Consider the following 21,127-nt stretch of genomic DNA (forward strand, 5'->3'; position numbering starts at 1 on the left):
ACACAGAATGGTTGCCGCCTCCGCCGATCGAAGGAGGCGGCGGCGCTACATGGAGTAGTCCCGCTTCGTCAGTCGGCGGGATTCCCGAAAACCGCGCCGGGTTGCCATCCGCGCCGGTGCGTGTGCTAGTCTGCGGGCGATAGCCAGCCCCATCGCCCGCAGACTCAGCACTGAACATGATCGACAAATCGCCCATGCGCGTGATCGGAGCGCCATTGCCAGACGCACCGGGCCGCGGTGCGGCGGCATTCATCTTCGTCACCATCCTGCTCGACATGCTGGCGCTCGGCCTGATCATGCCGATCCTGCCCAAGCTGGTAGAAAGCTTCGTCGATAACGACACCGCGAGCGCGGCGCGGATCTTCGGCGTGTTCGGCACCGCATGGGCGCTGATGCAGTTCTTCTGCTCGCCGATCCTCGGCGGCCTGTCGGACCGGTTCGGCCGGCGGCCGGTCATCCTGCTGTCGAATTTCGGGCTGGCGCTCGATTACGTCCTTATGGCGCTGGCGCCGTCGCTGATCTGGCTGTTCGTCGGCCGGGTGATCTCGGGCATCACGTCGGCCAGCGTCTCGACGGCCTTCGCCTACATCGCGGATGTGACGCCGCCGGAACGGCGCGCGGCGGTGTTCGGCAAGATCGGTGCGGCATTCGGCGCCGGTTTCATTCTCGGTCCTGCGCTCGGCGGGCTGCTCGGCGGCATCGATCCGCGGCTGCCGTTCTGGGCGGCGGCGGGCTTGAGTTTTGCCAACACGCTTTATGGCTTCCTGATCCTGCCGGAATCGCTGCCGCGCGATCGCCGCGCGCCGTTTCGCTGGAAGAGCGCAAACCCGGTGGGTGCATTGCATCTCTTGCGCTCCGACCGGGTGCTCGCGGGACTGTCGGTGGCCAATTTCTTTGCGCAGACCGCGCATGTGGTGCTGCCGTCGACCTATGTGCTCTATGCAACCTATCGTTACGGTTGGGACACCACGACCGTCGGCCTGACGCTGGCGATGGTCGGCCTCTGCGCCATGATCGTGCAGGGCCTCGGCATCGGGCCGATCGTGTCGCGTCTCGGCGAACGGCGCGCGCTGATGCTCGGGCTTTGCTGCGGCGCTCTCGGCTTCCTGATTTTCGCGCTGGCGCCGACCGGCCGCTTGTCCTGGCTCGGCATTCCCGTGATGGCATTGTGGGGGGTGTCGGGCGCGGCGATCCAGGCGCTGACGACGCAGCTGGTGGCGCCCGACCGACAGGGCCAGTTGCAGGGCGCGACATCGAGCGTGCAGAGCGTGGCCCAGCTGGTGGGACCGTTCCTGTTCACGCTGACCTTTGCCTATTTCATCGGCGCGAAGGCCCCGCTGCAATTGCCGGGGGCGCCGTTCCTCTTGGCCTCGGCGCTGTTGCTGCTGGCGCTTCTGATCGCGGCGCGCACGCTGGCGGGCGCGCGGGTCCGCTAGGGCTGCGGCACGGCGTAACGTATCATTTGTTTGGCGATGTCGGGCTCGATCTCCTTCGCCGCCGCGATGTCGGCATTGCCGCCGCTGCTGTCGCCCGCCTTCAGCTTCGCGAGGCCGCGCCCGTACAGGGAGCTGGCGCTCTTTGGCTTGATCTTCAGCACCGCATCAAAATCAGCGATGGCACGGTCGTAGTCCTGGCTCTGGTGGTAGATATATCCCCGGTTAATGAAAAAGTCGGCGTGTTCAGGCTTGAGATGGATCGCCTGGCTGAAATCGAGGATGGCGGTGACGTAATCACGCTTGTCGGCGTATGCCGTGCCCCGGTTCTTGAAGGCTTCTGCGAGCAGATCTACCGTCGCGCGACCGGATTGGATCACCGCCGTGCAGCCGCCGATTTTCAGATCGGGCGCGACGATGTCCTTGCCCTCGCACCAGTCCCGTTCTTGCCATGCCGCGGCGGCAGCCGGAGATTTCGAATACGGAACGGCGGGCGTTGCCGGCGCCTTGGCGGCGACGGGCGGCTGTGCTTCCCGCGCTGGACCTCCGGCCGCCGGTGTAGTGGAGGCAGGCGACGCCGTTTCGGCCAACGGACGTGAATAAGGTTCCTCGCCAATGCCATACCAGGCGGCAAAGGCGCCGGCGACATTCGGCCAGATGGCCTTCGCCGCCCCGATGTCGGCGTTGCCGCCGGCGTGATCGCCCTTTTTTAGCTTGCCGAGGCCGCGCCCGTAAATCGAACTCGCGTCTCTCGGCATGCTCTGCAGGAGGACGTTGTAATCGACGATGGCATCATCGAATTTGCCGAGCTTCAGGTAGACCGCGGCGCGGTTGTGACGAGGGCCCGAAGCAGGCTTCAATTGGAAGGCCTCGCCGCAGTCCGCCAGCGCGGCCTCCAACTGGCCCAGCATGCTGCGGGCATAGCAGCGATCACCCAGGATGGAGACTTTCGCGATGACGACCGCCGTGTCGTCTGCGGGTTGCGCGGCGAGGATGGCAAGCGCCTGGTCATAGTCCTCGATGGCGCGGCCATATTGTTGTTTGTTGCGGTACATGGCGCCGCGGCCTTGCCAGGCGTCGGCAGACTTGGGATCGAGCGCGATCGCCTTGTCATAGTCCTGGAAGGCGCGGTCGACGCCTTCCTTGTGCAGGTAGGCAATGGCGCGATTGAGGTAGGCCGTAGCGGAGGTGGGATCGAGTTCGATCGCCCCGTCGTAATCCTCGATGGCGAGGTCGAACTGGCGCTTGTCGCGGAAGCCGTTGTTCGTGTGTTTCTTTCCCTCACCGATGTAATAGCTGACGATGTTGGGCTTGAGCCGGATAGCACTTTCATAGTCCTGACGGGCGCGGTCGTGATCGCCCCGGCCCTTGTACGCCCAGCCGCGATAGAAGAAGCCGAAACTGTAATCGGGATCGAGTTTGATCGACTGGTCGAAGTCGGAAATGGCGCGGTCGAACTCCCGGCTGCTCAGATAGGCGCGACCGCGATCATAGAAGTGAGCTGAGTCGCCGGGGTCGAGACGGATGGCTTCGCTATAGTCATGGATGGCATGGCTATAGTCGCCTTGGTTCCTATGGAGCGAACCGCGATTGTGCCAAGCATTGCTTTCTTTCGGATTGAGCCGGATCGCCTCATCGTAGTCCTGGATGGCGCGGTCGGCGTCGCCTTTGTCGGCGTAAGCCAAGCCGCGGTTGTTAAAATAGTTTGATTTCCTCGGATTGAGCCGGATCGCTTCATCGTAGTCCTGGATGGCAAGGTCGTAGTCGTCCTTATCTGAGTAAAGGATGCCGCGGTTAAAATAGTAGTCGGCGTGTCCCGGCCGCAATTTGATCGCTTGATCGATATCTTCGATGGCGCGGTCGTAGTCACCTCGATCTCGGTACGCGATGGAGCGGTTGCTTAGTGGCGTCGCCCTGCGCGGAGGATCAAGCCGGATCGCCTCGTCGAAGTCCTCGATGGCGCGGTCGATGGCGCCCTTGTGCTGGTAAGCTAGGCCGCGATTGTTATAGGAAATGGCGAGATTCGGTCGCGTTTCTCGCCGGCCCTTGATGATCGACGTGCATCCTGCGATTTTCTGGTCGTCCGACGCGTCTCGCTTGCCAAGACACCAATCATAATCCCTTGAAGTTTGCGCTGCCACCGGTGCGGCCCATGCAATGGCCGTCGCCACCGCGATGCCGATCCACACGTTCCGCCAAACCCGTTGCATGGCCACTTTATTCTCCGTGGCTATCAAGGCTCGATTTTCCGGCCGTAGCCTTGACCTAGCGCAAGGGCTGTGCCGTCGCCGTCACTAGTTCTATTCGGCACGAGCGTGCGGCCTCTTTATGAGAGGAGGAGCAGATGATGCGAACGAGAATGCGACGGCTGCTTCTTTCGGTGCTCGCCGTGGGGCTCCTCACGTCCGTTTGCGGCGCCGATGTCGTGGCGGCCGGCCAACGCGCTGCCGCGCCTGCGGGCAATTGGGAGGAGGATTTCCGGCGCTGCCTGATCAGGAAGGCATTCGATGGCGGAACGGTCACGATCTCCACGACCGACGGCTCGCTTGAAATCGATGTGTTGTGGACTGACGATACGCGGCTGGACGCGTTCGAGGCTGCGGAATTTCGCGCTGCGATCGACCAGAAGCAAATCGAGATGCGGCCACTGAAGAGCGATACCGGAGAGAAGGTCTACGCCTATGAATTGGGGTTCTTCTCAACGATCGCGCCGCTATTGTCGAACGGACGATGGCTCACGCTCGCATTTGCCGATCACCCCGCACGTAATCTGCGATTGCCGATCGGAAACGGCAGGAAGGCCATGGGCTTTCTGAAAAAGTGCCATGACTATTGGGAAAAATGGCGCCAGCGCCATCCTTAGGTGACGCAAAAAAATCGTTGCAAGCCTTGGGTAATAGCCGGCCGGACTCCTGCAAATCCGGCCGGCCGCTGTCTCGTTACTTCTTCAGCAGCGGACAATCGCTGGTCGCGAGCGGCTTGGCTGCGTCGTCCGGCGAGATCGTGGCGATCTGCTTGTAGTAGTCCCAGGGGTACTTCGACTCCGCGGGCTTCTTCACCTCGAACAGGTAGGCCGGAATCAGCCGGCGGCCGTCGGCGCGCAGCGGGCCCTTGCCGAACAAGGGATCGTCGGTCGGCAGTTCCTTCATCTTGGCGACGACCTTGGCGCCGTCATGCGGATTGCCGCCGAGCGCGTCCAGCGTTTTCAGGTAGTGCAGGACGGCGGCGTAGACGCCGGCGACCGTCATCGACGGCATGGTGCCCTTGGGCGATGCCGCCTGGAAGCGCTTCGACCAGGCGCGGGTCTGGTCGTTCATGTCCCAGTAGAAGGATTCCGTGAAGGTCAGGCCCTGCGCGGTCTTGAGGCCGAGCGAATGCACGTCGTTGATGAACAGCAGAAGGGCCGCGAGCTTCTGGCCGCCCGAGACGATGCCGAACTCGGCGGCCTGCTTGATCGCGTTGGTGGTGTCGCCGCCGGCGTTGGCGAGGCCGACCACCTTGGCCTTCGAGGCCTGCGCCTGCAGCAGGAACGACGAGAAGTCCGAGGTGTTGATCGGATGCTTGACGCCACCGAGCACCTTGCCGCCATTGGCGGTGACCACCGCGGCGGTGTCGCGTTCCAGCGCGTGGCCGAACGCGTAGTCCGCGGTCAGGAAGAACCAGCTGTCGCCGCCGGCCTTGGTCAGCGCCTTGCCGGTGCCGTTGGCGAGCATGTAGGTGTCATAGGTGAAGGAGACCGTGTTCGGCGTGCAGGCCTTGCCGGTGAGGTCGGCGGTGGCGGCGCCGGAATTGAGATGCACCGCGTTCTTTTCCTTGACGAGGTTGCTCACGGCCAGCGCGACGCCGGAGTTCGGCGTGTCGGCGATGACGTCGATCTTGTCGCTGTCCAGCCATTGCCGCGCGATGTTGACGCCGATGTCCGGCTTGTTCTGGTGATCGCCGCTCACGACGTCGATCTTCCAGCCCTTCTTGGTCAGCCCGGAATCCTCGACCGCCATCTTGACCGCGGCCACCGAATTGGGTCCGCCGATGTCGGCATAGAGGCTCGACATGTCGTTGAGGACGCCGATCTTGACTGTCTTGTCCTGGGCCAGCGCGGGCGAGGCAAGCCCCAGCCCGACGCAGGCGACGAGCGCGGCGGTGTGCCGCGCGAGTGTTTTCTTCTTCATTGAGTTCCTCCAAAGAGTTCAAGTGCCCGGAAGGCTCTCTTCAGGGAGCCTCGCCGGGGTTGGTCGACCAGACGGCCGGCTTTCCCGTTAGTACGTCTGTCGCGGCGCGGCAATGCGCTTATCGTGGCGCGTCGGAGGTCAGCCTGAAATTCCTGCAACGATCTCGGAGATATATTTCCGGTATCGGGTCGGCCTCATGCCGGCTCGCGGAAATTCTTCAGGCTGCGGCTCTTGTACTCGAACAGCCTGCCGGTCGAGGTCCAGTCGGGCGCGCACATCGGCACGATGAATTCCGCGACCTGTTCCGGCGTGTCCAGCGTCAACGGGTCTTCGCCCGGAAAGATCGACGCGCGCATGCGGGTCCGGATCGGTCCGGGATCGAACAGGTTGACGCGGAGCTTTGAGCTGGCGGTTTCCTGCGCCCAGGCCCGCGCCAGCGTCTCCAGCGCCGCCTTCGACGCCGCGTAGGGGCCGAGATAGGCGCTGGCCTTGCTCGCCGCCGCCGAGGTGACGAACACCGCGCGGCCGGCATCGGACATCTTCAAAAGCGGCTCCATGCAGCGGATCAGCTGAAAGTTCGCGGATACGTTGACCGCCATCACGTCGTTCCACGACTTCATGTCGATATGCCCGAGCGGCGAGGAGGGACCGGCGACGCCGGCATTGCCGACAAGAATGTCGAGCCTGCCATGGCGCTCATGCAGGGCCGCGCCGAGCCGGGCGATGCCGTCGAAATCGGTGAGGTTGAGCGGCACCAGGGTGGCGGCTCCACCCTCTTTGCGGATTTCGTCGTCGAGCTCTTCGAGCCCGGCTTGCGTCCGCGCCACCGCGACCACATGGGCGCCGGCCCTGGCCAGCGCCCGCGCGGTGGCATAGCCGATGCCGCGCGATGCGCCGGTGACGAGAGCGATGCGGGAGGCGAGGGGAAGGGTCATGGGAAGGCTCTATCATCGTCGTCCCTGCGAACGCAGGGACCCATACGCCGTGAAGCTTATGGTGTGGGTAGGCGCTCGCGTCTAGCTGTGTTCGAAACGCCGGGGCCGGTGGTTATTGGTCCCTGCGTTCGCAGGGACGACAGCTAGCTCGCTTCCGCCAGCAGCGACAATTGCCGGGGCTGCGGCTCGGTCTGGGTCTGGTCGGTGAGGTGGGTCGGATAGGCGCCGGTGAAGCAATGGTCGGAGAATTTCGGATTGGCGGGATCGCGGCCGGGCTCGCCCATGGCGCGGTACATGCCGTCGATCGACAGGAACGCCAGCGAATCGGCGCCGATGATTTCGCGCATCTCTTCCAGCGAGTGGGTCGCAGCCAAAAGGCCGCCGCGGTCCGGCAGGTCGATGCCGTAATAGTCGGGGTACAGGATCGGCGGCGAAGCGAGGCGGAAGTGGACCTCGCTGGCGCCGGCGTCGCGCATCATGCGCACGATCTTCTTCGAGGTGGTGCCGCGCACCAGACTGTCGTCGATCAGGATGATGCGCTTGCCCTCGATCGCGACGCGGTTGGCCGCATGCTTCATGCGCACGCCGAGTTCGCGCACGCTCTGGGTCGGCTGGATGAAGGTGCGGCCGACATAATGGTTGCGGATGATGCCGAGTTCGAACGGCACCCCGGAATGCTGGCTGTAGCCGACCGCGGCGGGCACGCCGGAATCCGGCACCGGCACCACGACGTCGACCTCGACATGGCTTTCGCGCGCGAGCTGGGCGCCGAAGGCCTTGCGGACCTCATAGACCGAGCGGCCGCCGACGATGGAATCCGGCCGCGAGAAGTAGATGTATTCGAAGATGCAGGGCCGCGGCGGCTTCGGCGGGAACGGCTTGTGGCTTTCGGCGCCGTGCTCGTCGAACACGATGATTTCGCCGGGCTCGATGTCGCGGACGTATTTCGCGCCGATCATGTCGAGCGCGCAGGTTTCCGACGCCAGGATCGGGCAGCCGTCGAGTTCGCCGAGCACCAGCGGGCGGATGCCGAGCGGATCGCGGGCGCCGACCAGCTTCTTGTTGGTCATCGACACCAGCGAATAGGCGCCTTCGATCGCGCGCAGCGATTCGATGAAGCGGTCGATGAAGCGGGCGCGCTTCGACTGTGCCACCAGATGCAGGATGACTTCGGTGTCGGTGGTGGATTGCATCATGGCGCCGTTGCGCACCAGCTCGCGGCGCAAGGTCAGCCCGTTGGTGAGATTGCCGTTATGACCGACTGCGAAACCGCCGGCATTGAGCTCGGCGAACAGCGGCTGCACGTTGCGCAGGATGGTGGCGCCGGTCGTGGAGTAGCGGACGTGGCCGACGGCGAGGCTGCCGGGCAGGCGCTCGATCACCTCGCGGCGGGAGAAGGTGTCGCCGACCAGGCCGAGCCGGCGTTCGGAATGAAAGCGGGTGCCGTCGAAGGAGACGATGCCGGCGGCCTCCTGGCCGCGATGCTGCAGGGCGTGCAGCCCTAGCGCGGTGATGGCGGCGGCTTCCGGGTGACCGAAGATGCCGAACACGCCGCATTCCTCGCGTAGCGTGTCGCCTTCGAGGTCGTCTTGCAGCTCGATTGCTGCGGGGGGGAGGTCAGGGTGGTGGTGGGGGGCGGGATCGGAAGGGTTTTTCATCTCGTCCATCGCGCCTCTCTTTGGGGCCAAAATCAACGCGCCGCAGGTTTCTCGATCAGCTTTTTCAGGCTGTCGCGGGCAGGTTTACTATAGCCGTCACTGCCGGCCGGGGCTGCCTGGTCGGCGTCAGTTTGCTCATCGTCTGGTTTATTCTTCTTGAATCTCTTCAAGATGGTGTTCTCGGGGTCATCCGGCAAGAGCGACATCAGCCAATCCCCGGTTCCCTGCAGCACCACCCGGGACTTCGCTCCGGTGATCCAATCCGGCCGCTGCTTGTCCGGGACCAGCCAGGAGAAGAACAGGAAGGCCACCACGACGATCAAAAGGCCCCGCGCCAGCCCGAACAGGAAGCCGAGGGTGCGATCCAGCGCGCCGATCCGGGAATCCAGGATCATGTCGGAAATCCGCACCGTGACGATGGAAACCACGATCAGGGTGCCGATGAACACGCCGGCGACCACGACCACGCTCGCCACGGTATCGTTGTTGAAATAGGTCTTGGCGGTCGGCAGCAGCTTGCCGAACGAATACAGCGTCACCAGCGCCGCGGCGCCCCATGCCGCGATCGAGAGAATCTCCCGCATGAAGCCGCGGACCATCGCGAGCAGGCCGGAGATCAGCATCACCCCGAGCAGGACGAGATCGAGTATCGTTATCGGCATCGGCTGGTCAGGTCCGCTCGTAAGTTCGAAACCGCGAATCGGCAACGTCGGTGCCGCCCTAAGTGATGGTCATATCGGGCGTCCCGCAAGGCCGGAAATCGCGCTATTCCCGCCTTGCGCGCGGGTTGTATAGCGGCGGGGGCAGGTGCCGTCACGCCCGGCTAGCCTTCCTGACGCCGGAATCTTTGGGGTGTGGCATTTTTCTCCGCCGCGGCACCCTCCCGGGGCTCGCGGTTGCCCTCCCGGTTTCCTCTCGGCGTGCCGCGGGCGGCGATATCCGCGACCAGGCTGGTCAGCCCGCCGACGCTGTTGAGCGAGAGCCCGGCGTCGCCGCCGACCTCGCCGCGCGCCGATTCCGGCAGGATCGCGCGGCCGAAGCCGAGCTTGGCCGCTTCCTTGAGCCGCGCCGAGGTCTGCGCCACCGGGCGGACCGCGCCCGACAGCGAAATCTCGCCGAAATAGACCGCATCCGTCGGCAGCGGCGCATTGACCAGCGACGACACCAGGGCGGCGGCGGCGGCAAGGTCGGCGGCCGGTTCCTGGATCCGCAAGCCCCCCGCCACGTTCAAATAGACGTCGTAGCCCGACAGCTTGACCCCGCAATGGGCCTCCAGCACCGCCAGCACCATCGACAGCCGGCTCGGGTCCCAGCCCACCACCGCGCGGCGCGGCGTGCCCAGCGTGGTCGGCGCCACCAGCGCCTGCAATTCCACCAGCACCGGGCGGGTGCCCTCGATGCCTGCGAACACCGCGGTGCCCGGACTGCCGAGATCGCGCTCGGACAGGAACAATTCGGACGGGTTGGAGACTTCGCGCAGGCCGAGCCCCGTCATCTCGAACACGCCGATCTCGTCGGTCGGGCCGAAGCGGTTTTTCACCGCGCGCAGGATCCGGAACTGCTGCGAGCCTTCGCCCTCGAACGACAGCACCGCGTCGACCATGTGCTCGACCACGCGGGGCCCCGCGATTTGGCCGTCCTTCGTGACATGACCGACCAGGATGATCGCGGCGCCGGATTTCTTGGCAAATCGAATGAGGGCCTGCGCCGAGGCGCGGACTTGCGTGACCGTGCCCGGCGCGGATTCGACCGTGTCGGTCCACATGGTCTGGATCGAGTCGATCACGATCAGGCGCGGCACCTTGCCTTCGGACAGCGTGGAGACGATGTCCTCGACCGAGGTTTCCGCCGCGAGCTGCACCGGCGCGTCGGCTAGCCCGAGGCGCTCGGCGCGCAGCCGCACCTGCGCCACCGCCTCTTCGCCTGAAATGTACACCGCGCGATGGCCGGCGCGGGCCATCAGGCTGGTGGCCTGTGTCAAAAGCGTCGACTTGCCGATACCGGGATCGCCGCCGACCAGCAGCACCGAGCCCCTGACAAAACCGCCGCCGGTGACGCGATCGAGTTCGGCCATCCCGGAGGGCAGGCGAGGGGCGTCCGCGCTCTTGCCGGTCAGGCTCTCCAACTGGAACAGCCGGCCCCGGCGTTTCGAGCGGATCGAGACCGGCATCGAGGTCGCACCCGTCGTGTCCTCCTCGACCAGCGTGTTCCACTCGCCGCAGGACTCGCACTTGCCCTGCCAGCGGTTAAAGGCCGCGCCGCAGTTCTGGCAGACGAAGGAGAGGGTGGATTTGGCCATGGGAGGGGTGAGTCGCCGAGGATTGCTGCAGGTTTCATAGCACGAAAATCGCAAGGGTTGACTTTATGTTCTTATTTTGTTCTGTCGACTCCAGACACGGAAGGAGCTGAGGCCCGCGCGGTGCTTCCTGCCTGGTGGGCAGCCAAAGCCCAAATGCGTGAAATATTGCCGGACTGGGTAGGAGCCGTTGGTTCAACCATCCGTTGACACCCCAGAATTGATGTGTATTAATACACACCATGAAAAGTCGGGAAATTATCTCGGCCCTTCAAAGGGATGGATGGCATGAGGTCGCCCGGAAGGGAAGCCACGTTCAATTCAAGCACCCTCGAAAAAAGGGCCGCGTAACCGTTCCGCACCCTGAACGAGATATCCCGGTCGGGACACTCAAAAGCATCGAAAAGCAATCGGGTCTTAAACTGAGGTAAGAGCCATGGGTCAGTATATTGGTCTTATCCATAAAGAAGCAGACAGCCACTTTGGCGTATCGTTTCCAGACTTCCCGGGTGTTGCTACCGCCGGGACCACACTGGATGACGCCCGAGCTATGGCAGAAGAAGCCCTAGCCTTTCATATTGAAGGTTTGGTCGAGGATGGAGAGGCCATCCCCGAACCCTCCAGCCTTGAAGACGTTATGGCCGATCCGGACAATCGATCCGGCGTCGCAATCCTGGTTGCCGCGAAGACTGAGGCGCCCAAGGTTATCCGGGTAAACGTGACCTTGCCCGGTGATATCTTGGAGCAAATCGACAAATATGCAGAGGCGCACGGGCTTTCTAGATCTGGCTTCCTAACTCAGGCCGCCAAAAAAGCGATGCTTGAGGCCGCCTAATCTAGACTGTTCTTGAGAAGTAGCCCGGCTCACTTGCTGGGCTTTTTCTTTCCCGCCTTCTTCGCCTTCGAGTTTCCTTCAGCGGCTTGTGCGGCGTGCTCATCGCACTCTTGAGCGCGGCTTCAACCCGGGCCGTCGCTAACGTGCCGGAACCAAACCCCGGTACGAAGGGGATACTTGTGGAGTCCATGGGACGACACTCGCCGCGGTCGCTCTACGCCCCCTCCACCCGGCTCGTGATCGCCTTGTCGATCCGCCGCCCGTCGAGATCGACAATTTCGAACCGCCAGCCGCCGGCTTCGACCTTGTCGCCGACTTTCGGAATTTTCCCGAATTCCTGAAACAAATTCTTTGAGGAAGCCACGCGCCGAAGACTCGCGCGTTTTGCTAGCGGAACGGAAGTAACGATAGTTTGTCACCACCTATTTCCGGGTGACTCGTGACGTAAGGTCGAAGCGACGGCTCTCCGACGCCATCCGATATTTTTGCGCGCAGCTCTGAACGAATCTGCCCGATCATTTCGGTAGATTCTCTGCCGATGGCGTGAGGATCGAAACCGCAAATTTGAGTGGTCCGGTGGCAGAATTGGAGACCTCTTGTAACCTATGGTTGATGAGTTTGGGGGAGGATTGTCGCGGTGAACACCAGATTTGCGCGAGATCTGCCCCTCTCAGGAACAGTTTAATCCCATGCAAAATTCAGTTCTCGGATCCTGGACGGTTAGGATCGCCGTTGGACTTGCGCTTCTCTATGGGCTGCAATTTTTCCCATATACAGGCGTGTTCATCATGATGTTCGGTATGGCGCTTGCCGGACCTTACGTATGGGGGTTCTTGCCTCACCTCATAACGATCGGACTTATTTGCGACGTATCCCAGAAGCGTTTCTCAAGAAAAATGCTGCTTGTTCCGGTCTTGGGTTATGCGTCCTACTATTCGTTCTTCATTTATGAACTTGCTGTGATTCATTCAGTCGAAAATCAGCTTAAGGCTGAAAATGCGACACAGGCGATTGATTTCGATCCTTCGCGGCACGCGCTGGTCATGAAAGGTGGGGAGGGTTTGGCGACCTCCAATAAGATCCCCGTGGTCTACGAGGAAAACAGCAATTTTCCCGAAGGATACCTGTCGTACCGGCTAGTAAGTGCCCAAAGATGCAAGGATGTTCGTGACGTTAAAAGGGACAGCTTTGATTTCGATGTCTTCGGAGTCCATTGGCAGAGGGGGGAAGGTGTCCTCAATTCCAAATTTCTTGAACAATGCCAGATCAGAACTCGCGAACGGCCGAAAAAGGATATCGTGAAAATATCCGCTACCGAAAATAAGAAATTCGTCAAAGGAATTGAGGTGTTCGAAGCCACTCATGTGGTTGACGCACAGAACAAGGCGATAGGTGCTATCAAAGACGCGACGGCAATGCGATTGCCGGCTTTTCCGCTTTTTATTGTAGGCTGCGGACCCAGTCGTTCATCGTGGGACTGCTGGGCGGGGTTTCATCGATTCAGATATCCTTTTGAAACGATCGCCGATAGCGCAGCAATTGAGAAGTACGGAACGAACTCAATAGCCAAGGTTCTCAAGCTGGAAAAATACAAGGAATCAGATTTTTCTGATTTCAAAGATTATCCGGAGAACATCGCCTTTGTCGAAGGTTGGCTCAATGCCAAAAAAAGCGAGACTGCGGAGGATTTCAATGAATGGGGAGTTCGGAAGGATAGCTTGTACATCCCAAAAATTGAGTACCTAGGTGATGTCGAGGGTTACAAGGGTGCTATTTATACAGGAAAGCAGGGCGGGCCTTTTTACGACTTCATAAGACGGAACAATGGAAAAACCGTCTTTATTGATGCGACACTTGATCAAAGGGTCAACCGCAGCGGGAATGTTTTCGGCATCTATGCCATTTGCAAAGAAGAAAGAGCCTGCGCTCGAATTGAGCATTGGTATAGGCTTATGAGCGGGAACACTGGAGTTCCTGTATCAAACAAAATTACAGGGTATTGGAAAGTCTCGACCTCGGGAGTGATGCCGGATTCAGGGACTCCAATAGGGAATACAAAGAACGTGCTTACGCTGGTTGATAGCACGAAGTAATGTCATGCCATCCATGATCAGCCTGGGATCGAGTTCCAGCAATAATGGCTTGGCGATGAAGGAGTCGGCCATCAGTGGGAGATTCCGCGAGCAGTCCCTATAGCGCGACGTCCCAGGCCAGCGCGCCGAACTCAGAGCAGGTCGACGGCCTTAATGAGGTCCATGGTAAGGAATTGTGGGATCGTATGGCGGCCGCGAGTATTTCCAAGTCGCTCACGCCCCATCCACCTTGCTCGCGATCGCCTTGTCGATCCTTCGCCCGTCCAGATCGACGATCTCGAACCGCCAGCCGCCGGCTTCGACCTTATCGCCGACGCCGGGAATTTTCCCGAATTCCTGCAGCAGGAAGCCGGCAAAGGTCTGATACGGCCGCGACGCCGGCAACGAGATGCCGAGCAGGTCGGCGAATTCGAGCACGGGCATCCAGCCCGAGATCAGGTAGGAGCCGTCGGCGCGTTTGGTGAAGGCGGCCTCTGCAGGTCCTTCCTCGGTGTGAAAGGCGCCGACGATCGCTTCCAGGATGTCCGCGCCCGTCACCACGCCCTGGAAGGTGCCGTATTCGTCATGGACGAGGCCGATATGCACCGGTGAATCGCGCAGGATCGCCACCACGTCGCGCGCGTCGACGCTCTCCGGAATGATCGGCGCCTCGCGGATCAGCTGGCGGATATCCGGCGTCTGTCCCGACAGGAAGGCGTCGAGCAGATCCTTCGAATTGACGATGCCGAGCGCGTTATCGCGGTTGCCGTCGAATACCGGAAAGCGCGAGTGATTGCTGTTCAGGATGGTGGTCGCCACCTCGGTGTCGGGATCGGCAAGGTCGATCAGATCCACCTCGTGCCGCGGCGTCATCACGGCGCCGACCGGCAGGTCGCCGAGCCGCATCACGCCCGCGATCATTTCCTTTTCGCCGGGCTCCAGCACGCCGGCATTCTCGGCCTCGACCACGAGGGTGCGGATTTCCTCCTCGCTGACTTTTTCTTCCGCCGCGCCCCGCTGGCCGAGCAGCCAGAGCAGCAGCTTGCCGGACCGGTCCAACAGCCACACCAGCGGCAATGATGCCTTCGCCAGCCCCATCATCGCCGGCGCAACCCGGACCGCGATCGCCTCGGGATCGCGCAGCGCGATCTGCTTCGGCACCAGTTCGCCGACGATCAGCGAAGCATAGGTAATAATGCCGACGACGAGGCCGACGCCGATTGCGTCGGCGAGCCCCCGCGATAGTCCGGCTTCAATCAGCCACGCGGTCAGGCGCTGCCCGAGCGTCGCGCCGGAGAAGGCGCCGGACAGCACGCCGATCAGGGTGATCCCGATCTGCACGGTGGAGAGAAACTTGCCGGGATCGGAGGCCAAAGCGAGTGCGCGGCGGGAGCCGGTGACGTTCCTCTCGACCAGGGCTGCCAGCCGCGCGGGCCGCGCGGAAACGATGGCCAGCTCCGACATCGAGAGCAGGCCATTGACGACGATCAGGACCGTGACGATCCCGAGTTCCAGGTAGAGCACGTTCAGCCTTCGTGAGCGGGATCCGCACAAGACGATCCCGGAATCTGCCTGCCCCCGCCGGGCGGCCGGGCATCATAGCGAATATAGGTATTCATGCCGGACATACCAGAAAACCGGTCGCGAAGACCGCCGGCAAGTTTGTCAGGCCGGTGTCGCCGGAGTTGCCTCGGTGGTCGCAGGGGCCGGCTCGGCCGCCGCTTCGCTGGTCGCCGCGCCGCCCTTGTAGATCCGCGCATAGCGCGAGCCGAGGCTGGTCAGCACCTCGTATCCGATGGTGCCGAAATGGTGCGCGAGTTCGTCGACGGTGATGCCTTCGCCGATCAGCGTCACCATGTGGCCGCGCCGCGCCGCGTTCTTCTCGAGGTCGGTGACGTCGATCGCGATCAGGTCCATCGAGATGCGGCCGGCGATCGGGCAGCGCTTGCCCGCGACCATCACCTCGGCGCCGCGGGTGCCGTCATTGCTGCTGCCGGCGCGGAAATAGCCGTCGGCGTAGCCCGCCGACACGATCGCGAGCCGGGTCGGCCGCCGCGCGGTCCAGGTGCCGCCGTAACCGACGGTCTCACCCTTGTCGACGTTGCGGATCTGCACGATGCGGGCTTTCAGCTCGACCACCGGCCGCATCGGGTTGTCGGCCTCCGGTGTCGGATTGACGCCGTAGAGCGCCGCACCCGGCCGCACCATGTCGAACTGGAACGCCGCGCCGAGGAAGATCCCCGACGAATTCGACAGCGACGCGGGCACGCCGGAAAACAGGCTGGCGATTTCGCGGAAGGCCGCGAGCTGCCGGGCGTTGGTCGGATGATTGAGGCTCTCGGCGCAGGCGAGGTGGCTCATGACCAGCGTGATGCCGTGATCGCCGGCGTTGATGCGGGGAATGATGCCCTGCGCTTCCGCCACCGTCAGGCCGAGCCGGTTCATGCCGGTATCGATGTGAATCGCCGCACCCCCGGCCCAGCCGGAGCGGCGGCAAAACACGTCCCATTCGGCCAGCTCGTTGAGATCGCCGATCACGGGCCTGGCGTCGATCTTGGCGTAGGCATCGCCGGTGTTCTGGAAGAAGCCGCCGAGCACATAGATCGCCACGGCCGGCACCGCCGCGCGGACCGTGCGGGCCTCATCGAGGGTCGCCACGAAGAAGGTCTTGCAGCCGGCGGCGGCGAGCGCGCGCGCCACCGGTCCGGCGCCGCAGCCATAGGCGTTGGCCTTGACGACGCCGGCGCATTCGGCCGGCACCGCGGTCTTCTCGAGTTTCTTCCAGTTGGCGATGATGGCGTCGAGATCGACCGTGAGCACGCCGGGGAAGGTCGCCAGCGCTGCCGCCTGGTTCGCCTCAGGCGAGAGGACGGAGCCTCCCGGAATCGATTTCGGATCGGACACGATGTTCATGCCGCACTTTACGCACAGGCCAGCGGCGGTTCAACCGGGCAGGCCGGGTCAGTAGCTCTGCGCCGGCATATGGCTGTCCTGCGCGAGATCGCTGAAGCGGGTGAACTGGCCCTCGAACGCCAGTTCCACCGTGCCGGTAGGGCCGTGGCGCTGCTTGCCGATGATGACTTCGGCCTTGCCGTGCACCAGCGACATGTCGAGCTGCCACTTTTCGTATTCCGGCGTGCCGACGCGCGGCTCCTTGTTGGCGAGGTAGTATTCCTCGCGGTAGACGAACATCACGACGTCGGCGTCCTGCTCGATCGAGCCGGATTCACGCAGGTCCGACAATTGCGGGCGCTTGTCGTCGCGGCTTTCGACCTGACGCGACAGCTGCGACAGCGCGATGATGGGAACGTTGAGTTCCTTGGCCAGCGCCTTCAGGCTGGTGGTGATCTCGGTGACTTCCTGCACCCGGTTGTCGTTGCCGCGCTTGCCCGAGCCCTGCAGCAGCTGGATGTAGTCGACCACGATCAGATCGAGGCCCTTCTGCCGCTTCAGGCGGCGGGCGCGCGCGGTGAGCTGCGAAATCGACAGGCCGCCGGTCTCGTCGACATAGAGCGGCAGCGACTGCAGTTCGATCGAGTAGTCGCGAATCTTTTCGAAGTCGCTCTCGGTGATACCGCCGCGGCGGATCGTGCTGGAGGCGATGCTGGTCTGCTCGGCGAGAATACGGGTGGCGAGCTGTTCGGCCGACATTTCGCAGGAGAAGAAGCCGACGACGCCGCCATTGACCGATTTCATGGTGCCGTCGGCCTGGATTTCGGCGCGATGCGCTTTGGCCACGTTGTAGGCGATGTTGGTGGCGAGCGCGGTCTTGCCCATGCCGGGACGACCGGCGACGATGATCAGGTCGGAGGCCTGCAGGCCGCCCATCTTGGTGTCGAGATCGCGCAGGCCCGTTGCGATGCCCGACAATTTGCCGTCGCGCTGGAACGCCTTGGCCGCCATGTCGACGGCGACGGTGAGGGCCTGGGCGAAGCGCTGGAAGCCGCCGTCGTAGCGGCCGGATTCCGCCAGTTCGTAGAGCCTGCGCTCGGCATCCTCGATCTGCGCGCGCGGCGCAAAATCCACCGGCGCGTCGAAGGCGACGTTGACCATGTCCTCGCCGATCCGGATCAGGTCGCGGCGCAGCGCCAGTTCGTAGACCGTCCGCCCGTAGTCTTGGGCGTTGATGATGGTGGTGGCTTCGGCGGCGAGGCGGGCGAGGTATTGGCCGACCGTCATGCCGCCGATGTCGGTGTCGGCCGGCAGGAAGGTCTTCAGCGTGACGGGGGTCGCGACCTTGCCCATCCGGATCAGGCTGCCGCCGGTCTCGAAAATGGTCTGGTGGATCGGCTCGAAGAAATGCCGCGGCTCGAGAAAGTCCGAAACCCGGTAGAACGCGTCGTTGTTGACCAGGATCGCGCCCAACAGGCTCTGCTCCGCCTCGATATTGTGCGGTGCGCTCCGATAGGCCGGAGTACCCGGATCGGGCGCAAGCTTGAGGACGTTCGAATCAGTAAGTGCCATAGGCTGGATTGTTCTTCGGATTGGGGTCGTTTTAGGATTCTTCGAAGCGGGGCGCGAATAAAGCGCCACTCCCGCTCACAGTGGAAGCCGCTTCGTCCCTTATGCACGATTCTGATATTTTTTAGTGGATGAAACCGGACGCGGACGCATTCCGCTTGACGGGTTTCCCGGAAAACTTTGCGCGGCGTGAACCTTATCCCGCGCGCGGCATACTCACCCGAAGCGGGCGACGCGCGCTCCGCCGCTGATTTAGATCAGGAGGAGATAGATCAGCGCGACCACGGCAGCGCCGACGCCGGTGGCGATCAGGGCGTAGTCGGTGCCGATGTCGGCGTGCGGATCGAACGATGATGGGTAGGTTTTCCGGGCCATTTCGGACGTTTAGGGCAGCCCGGCCAAACCTTATGTGAAACAGGTCACATTCGGTTAATTTTCTTCAGGCCAAGGTGAGCGGGAACGTCCTGGCGGCGTCCGGATTGGTTGGGACGGGCTCGGAACGGGCGCAAGGGATCGCAATGGGTCAGCAGTTACAGACTTCAAGACCTTGGCCGTCGGCAGGCGGCGAACGAGCCTGGCTGTCGATGCTGATCGACGCCATGGAAGAGGTTTCCCGCTGCAAGTCCCCCTGCGATCGTTCGGTGCTGGCGGCGTTTCACGCGCAGCTTTCGCGTCCGGCGGCGCCCTGGGCGCACCACGGATCCCATTTCAGCCTGCGCAACTAGAACCTATTCGCCCGCGATCTGCAGGCGCGGCCGCTTGCCGCGCTCGATCCCGCGCAGTTTGGCTTCTTCGTCCGAGATGTAGTCCCGGGTCATCGGCACGACGCGCTGGCGCTTGGTGAGCTGGATCTGGAAGTTCATCATGTTCTGCTTGCGGAACGACAATTCCGAACATGCGAGGTAAAACTCCCACATTCGCGCAAAGCGCTCGTCATAGAGCCGCACGGCCTCTTCCCGCCGCGCCGCGAAACGCTCGCGCCACGCTTTCAGCGTTTCCGCGTAGTGCATCCGCAGGATTTCGATGTCGCATACCAGCAGTCCGGAACGCTCGATCGCTCGGGTCGCCTCGGACAATGCGGGAATATAGCCGCCGGGGAAAATGTACTTCGTGATCCAGGGATTGGTAGCGTCGGGCCCCTCCGAACGGCCGATCGAATGCAGCACCATCACGCCGTCGTCGGTGAGGAGTTCGGCGCAGCGCCGAAAATAGGTCTCGTAGAAATCGACGCCGACATGTTCGAACATGCCGACCGACACGATGCGGTCGAATGGCCCCGGAATGTCGCGATAGTCCTCGAGCAAGAACTTCGCCGACGACGTCAGGTGCCTCTCGGCTGCGCGGGCGTTCGACGCGTGCAATTGTTCGGTCGATAGCGTCACGCCGGTGACGCTGGCGCCGGTGATTTCAGCCAGATAGAGGCCAAGGCCGCCCCAGCCGGAGCCGATATCGAGCACGCGGTCGCCGGGCCGGATCAGCAACTTGGCGGCGAGATGGCGCTTCTTGGCGAGCTGGGCATCGTCGAGCGTCGCGTCAGGCGTTTCGAAATAGGCGCAACTGTATTGTTTGTCGGCATCGAGGAAGAGGGAGTAGAGTCGGCCATCGAGATCGTAATGGTGCGCGACGTTATCCCTGGACCGGCCGCGCGGATTGAATTGCCTGATGTGCCTGACCAGATAACGCAGCCACCATTGCAGCTTGGCATTGCGCGGCAATATTTCCGGCTGATCCATCAGGATCGCCAGTGCGTCCGCAATCGAGCCATTCTCGACGACGAATGTGCCGTCCATGTAGATTTCGCCCAGCGCCAGCTCGGGGTTGAGAAGAATCCGGCGCTCGGCGTCGGCGGTCAGGAACCGGGCCGAGACCGGCTCGCCGGTGCCGTCGCCGCAGGTAAATTTCATCCCGCTCGCGGTCGTGAAGCTCATCGAGCCGCGGCGAATGAACTGACTCAGGAAGTAACGCAACAAACGGTCCATCGAAACCACCAATCAGAGCGATCCCAACGAGGTTAACGTACCGGCCGTCACTCGCGACGCCGCCGGAGAGATCGGCTCCCGGAGCGTGACAACAGAATGATAATAGCGATGTTCCGGGGGCGCTAGTGCATTGTGCACAGAGCGGATATTCGAAGATCCGGCGATCACGCAGATGCGTTAGATGTGCGCGCTTCCATTCGCGTCATAATCGGCTAAAAGGTGACCGCTGCCACGCCAGTCGGATTTTGGACGGGGCGCGCGAATTGCGCATCTGGAGAACTACGGGATGTTGAGCCGAGCGCTCAGTCTAGCGACGGTGATGTTTCTGATCGGCTGTCTCGCGGCGATCCCGGTGCGGGCGGAAAATCTCGATGCCGGCAAGAGCCCTTCCCAGATTTTCGCGGGCACCTGCAACGCCTGCCATAAGAGCCCGCGCGGTCTCCTGAAAACCGTGCCGGCCTCCTCGCTGCCGGGCTTCCTGCGCCAGCACTACACCACCTCCAGTGAGATGGCCGGGGTACTGGCGTCCTTCCTGGTGTCCAGCGGCGCCGCCGATCCCCGCTATCAAGCGAAGCAGGATCAAGCGAAGCAAGGCAAGGACGCCAAGCCTGGTGCCGAGCCGCAGCATACCGCCAGGCCCGATGCGGACGGACCCGGGGCGCATCCGGGCCGCAATGCCAAGCGGCTGGCACGCCCGGGGGAGGCGCCTGACGCGGCCAAACCCGCGGCCGATGGCCAGCAGCAGCAACCGGCGCAGGCCGCGCTCACAACCGGCCCCGACGGCCGCAAATCGGCTGCCAAGCAGAAGCTGGGCAAGAAGGGCAAGTCGGGCAGCGAAGAGCCGCCCAAGGGCGATGCGGCCAAGGAAGAGCCCGCCAAGGGCGAGGCGGCGAAAGAGGACACGCCGAAGAGCGACACCGCCAAGGACGAGGCCGCCAAGCCGTCGGGCGAGAGCAAGTCCGAGACCGCCAAGGTCGATGCGCCAAAGGAGACCGGCGGCGAGACCCCGGTGCTGCGGCCCGATCCGGTCCCCCCGGTTACACCGGCGCCGCCGGCTGAAGCTCCGTCGGTATCAGCCGCCGTCTCCAGCGGCTCATCGGAGCCGGCCGCGGCGCCTGCGCAGCCCGCAGCGCCGCCGGCTCCACCCCCCGCCGTGACAGCCTCCGCGCCGGCCCTGCCGCCGGTGCCCCCGGCGGGACCGCCCGCGCCCCCGATCTCCCAATAGGGTATCACTGGACCGCATTTTCGGCCCACGCCTGCGCTTGACCGTGGCTAGAGTGTTGCTCTAG

19 protein-coding genes are annotated in these 21,127 nt (G+C 63.0%); 7 read left to right on the plus strand and 12 right to left on the minus strand.

Annotated elements, in window-relative coordinates; translation table 11 throughout:
- Positions 1-194: 194 nt before the first annotated feature.
- A complete protein-coding gene (locus KMZ68_RS11850; protein WP_215616296.1) occupies positions 195-1,436 on the plus strand; it encodes a TCR/Tet family MFS transporter in 1,242 nt (413 codons plus the stop codon).
- Here KMZ68_RS11850 and KMZ68_RS11855 read toward each other — a convergent pair.
- Positions 1,433-3,643, minus strand: coding sequence for a tetratricopeptide repeat protein (locus KMZ68_RS11855; RefSeq protein ID WP_249779632.1), 2,211 nt, complete (start codon positions 3,641-3,643; stop codon positions 1,433-1,435). The two genes, KMZ68_RS11850 and KMZ68_RS11855, sit on opposite strands and share 4 nt — an antisense overlap.
- 149 nt (positions 3,644-3,792) lie before the next feature.
- Between KMZ68_RS11855 and KMZ68_RS11860 the strand changes: the two genes are divergently transcribed.
- A complete protein-coding gene (locus KMZ68_RS11860; protein WP_215615939.1) occupies positions 3,793-4,296 on the plus strand; it encodes a hypothetical protein in 504 nt (167 codons plus the stop codon).
- Positions 4,297-4,372: 76 nt separating this feature from the next.
- Here KMZ68_RS11860 and KMZ68_RS11865 read toward each other — a convergent pair whose 3' ends face one another.
- The 5 genes from KMZ68_RS11865 to radA form a co-directional block, all read right to left on the minus strand.
- A complete protein-coding gene (locus KMZ68_RS11865; protein ID WP_215615940.1) occupies positions 4,373-5,602 on the minus strand; it encodes an ABC transporter substrate-binding protein in 1,230 nt (409 codons plus the stop codon).
- A gap of 194 nt (positions 5,603-5,796) precedes the next feature.
- Positions 5,797-6,537 carry an SDR family NAD(P)-dependent oxidoreductase gene (locus tag KMZ68_RS11870; RefSeq protein WP_215615941.1) on the minus strand — a complete coding sequence of 247 codons (741 nt, stop codon included), beginning with the start codon at positions 6,535-6,537 and terminating at the stop codon, positions 5,797-5,799.
- A 143-nt stretch (positions 6,538-6,680) separates the two neighbouring features.
- Positions 6,681-8,204, minus strand: coding sequence for an amidophosphoribosyltransferase (purF, locus tag KMZ68_RS11875; RefSeq protein WP_215615942.1), 1,524 nt, complete (start codon positions 8,202-8,204; stop codon positions 6,681-6,683).
- A gap of 23 nt (positions 8,205-8,227) precedes the next feature.
- Entirely contained in the window at positions 8,228-8,857 is a 630-nt protein-coding gene (locus tag KMZ68_RS11880; protein ID WP_215615943.1) for a CvpA family protein, read from the minus strand.
- Positions 8,858-9,018: 161 nt separating this feature from the next.
- On the minus strand, positions 9,019-10,494 hold the full coding sequence (gene radA / locus KMZ68_RS11885) for a DNA repair protein RadA (RefSeq protein WP_215615944.1): 1,476 nt from the start codon (positions 10,492-10,494) through the stop codon (positions 9,019-9,021).
- A 239-nt stretch (positions 10,495-10,733) separates the two neighbouring features.
- Here radA and KMZ68_RS11890 point away from each other — a divergent pair, with 239 nt between their 5' ends.
- Both KMZ68_RS11890 and KMZ68_RS11895 read left to right on the plus strand, forming a co-directional pair.
- Positions 10,734-10,922 (plus strand): type II toxin-antitoxin system HicA family toxin, encoded by a 189-nt coding sequence (locus KMZ68_RS11890; RefSeq protein WP_215615945.1) that lies wholly within the window; start codon positions 10,734-10,736, stop codon positions 10,920-10,922.
- A gap of 5 nt (positions 10,923-10,927) precedes the next feature.
- On the plus strand, positions 10,928-11,326 hold the full coding sequence (locus tag KMZ68_RS11895; protein WP_215615946.1) for a type II toxin-antitoxin system HicB family antitoxin: 399 nt from the start codon (positions 10,928-10,930) through the stop codon (positions 11,324-11,326).
- A 214-nt stretch (positions 11,327-11,540) separates the two neighbouring features.
- Here KMZ68_RS11895 and KMZ68_RS11900 read toward each other — a convergent pair whose 3' ends face one another.
- Complete coding sequence (locus KMZ68_RS11900) at positions 11,541-11,690, minus strand: transporter associated domain-containing protein (RefSeq protein WP_249779596.1); 150 nt, start codon at positions 11,688-11,690, stop codon at positions 11,541-11,543.
- Positions 11,691-12,015: 325 nt separating this feature from the next.
- Here KMZ68_RS11900 and KMZ68_RS11905 point away from each other — a divergent pair, with 325 nt between their 5' ends.
- Positions 12,016-13,419, plus strand: a complete 1,404-nt coding sequence (locus KMZ68_RS11905) for a hypothetical protein (protein ID WP_215615947.1) — start codon at positions 12,016-12,018, stop codon at positions 13,417-13,419.
- Positions 13,420-13,632: 213 nt separating this feature from the next.
- On the opposite strand, the gene KMZ68_RS11910 is transcribed toward KMZ68_RS11905, so the two are convergent.
- From KMZ68_RS11910 to KMZ68_RS26135, 4 genes are all read right to left on the minus strand, one after another.
- Entirely contained in the window at positions 13,633-14,922 is a 1,290-nt protein-coding gene (locus KMZ68_RS11910) for a hemolysin family protein (protein ID WP_215615948.1), read from the minus strand.
- 141 nt (positions 14,923-15,063) lie between these two features.
- The gene (gene alr / locus KMZ68_RS11915; RefSeq protein WP_215615949.1) at positions 15,064-16,311 is read right to left on the minus strand and encodes an alanine racemase; all 1,248 of its coding nucleotides are present in this window, start codon (positions 16,309-16,311) and stop codon (positions 15,064-15,066) included.
- 48 nt (positions 16,312-16,359) lie between these two features.
- Positions 16,360-17,862, minus strand: a complete 1,503-nt coding sequence (locus tag KMZ68_RS11920; RefSeq protein WP_215615950.1) for a replicative DNA helicase — start codon at positions 17,860-17,862, stop codon at positions 16,360-16,362.
- A gap of 249 nt (positions 17,863-18,111) precedes the next feature.
- On the minus strand, positions 18,112-18,234 hold the full coding sequence (locus KMZ68_RS26135; protein ID WP_256442489.1) for a hypothetical protein: 123 nt from the start codon (positions 18,232-18,234) through the stop codon (positions 18,112-18,114).
- Between the two features lie 143 nt (positions 18,235-18,377).
- Here KMZ68_RS26135 and KMZ68_RS11925 point away from each other — a divergent pair, with 143 nt between their 5' ends.
- Complete coding sequence (locus KMZ68_RS11925) at positions 18,378-18,584, plus strand: hypothetical protein (protein WP_215615951.1); 207 nt, start codon at positions 18,378-18,380, stop codon at positions 18,582-18,584.
- 3 nt (positions 18,585-18,587) lie between these two features.
- Here the strand turns inward: KMZ68_RS11925 and KMZ68_RS11930 are convergent, their stop codons facing one another.
- Positions 18,588-19,838 (minus strand): SAM-dependent methyltransferase, encoded by a 1,251-nt coding sequence (locus tag KMZ68_RS11930; protein ID WP_215615952.1) that lies wholly within the window; start codon positions 19,836-19,838, stop codon positions 18,588-18,590.
- A 286-nt stretch (positions 19,839-20,124) separates the two neighbouring features.
- Between KMZ68_RS11930 and KMZ68_RS11935 the strand changes: the two genes are divergently transcribed.
- The gene (locus KMZ68_RS11935; RefSeq protein ID WP_215615953.1) at positions 20,125-21,063 is read left to right on the plus strand and encodes a hypothetical protein; all 939 of its coding nucleotides are present in this window, start codon (positions 20,125-20,127) and stop codon (positions 21,061-21,063) included.
- Positions 21,064-21,127: the final 64 nt, after the last annotated feature.

Origin of the sequence: Bradyrhizobium sediminis (genome assembly GCF_018736105.1) — a bacterium.
Classification (GTDB): Bacteria; Pseudomonadota; Alphaproteobacteria; order Rhizobiales; family Xanthobacteraceae; genus Bradyrhizobium.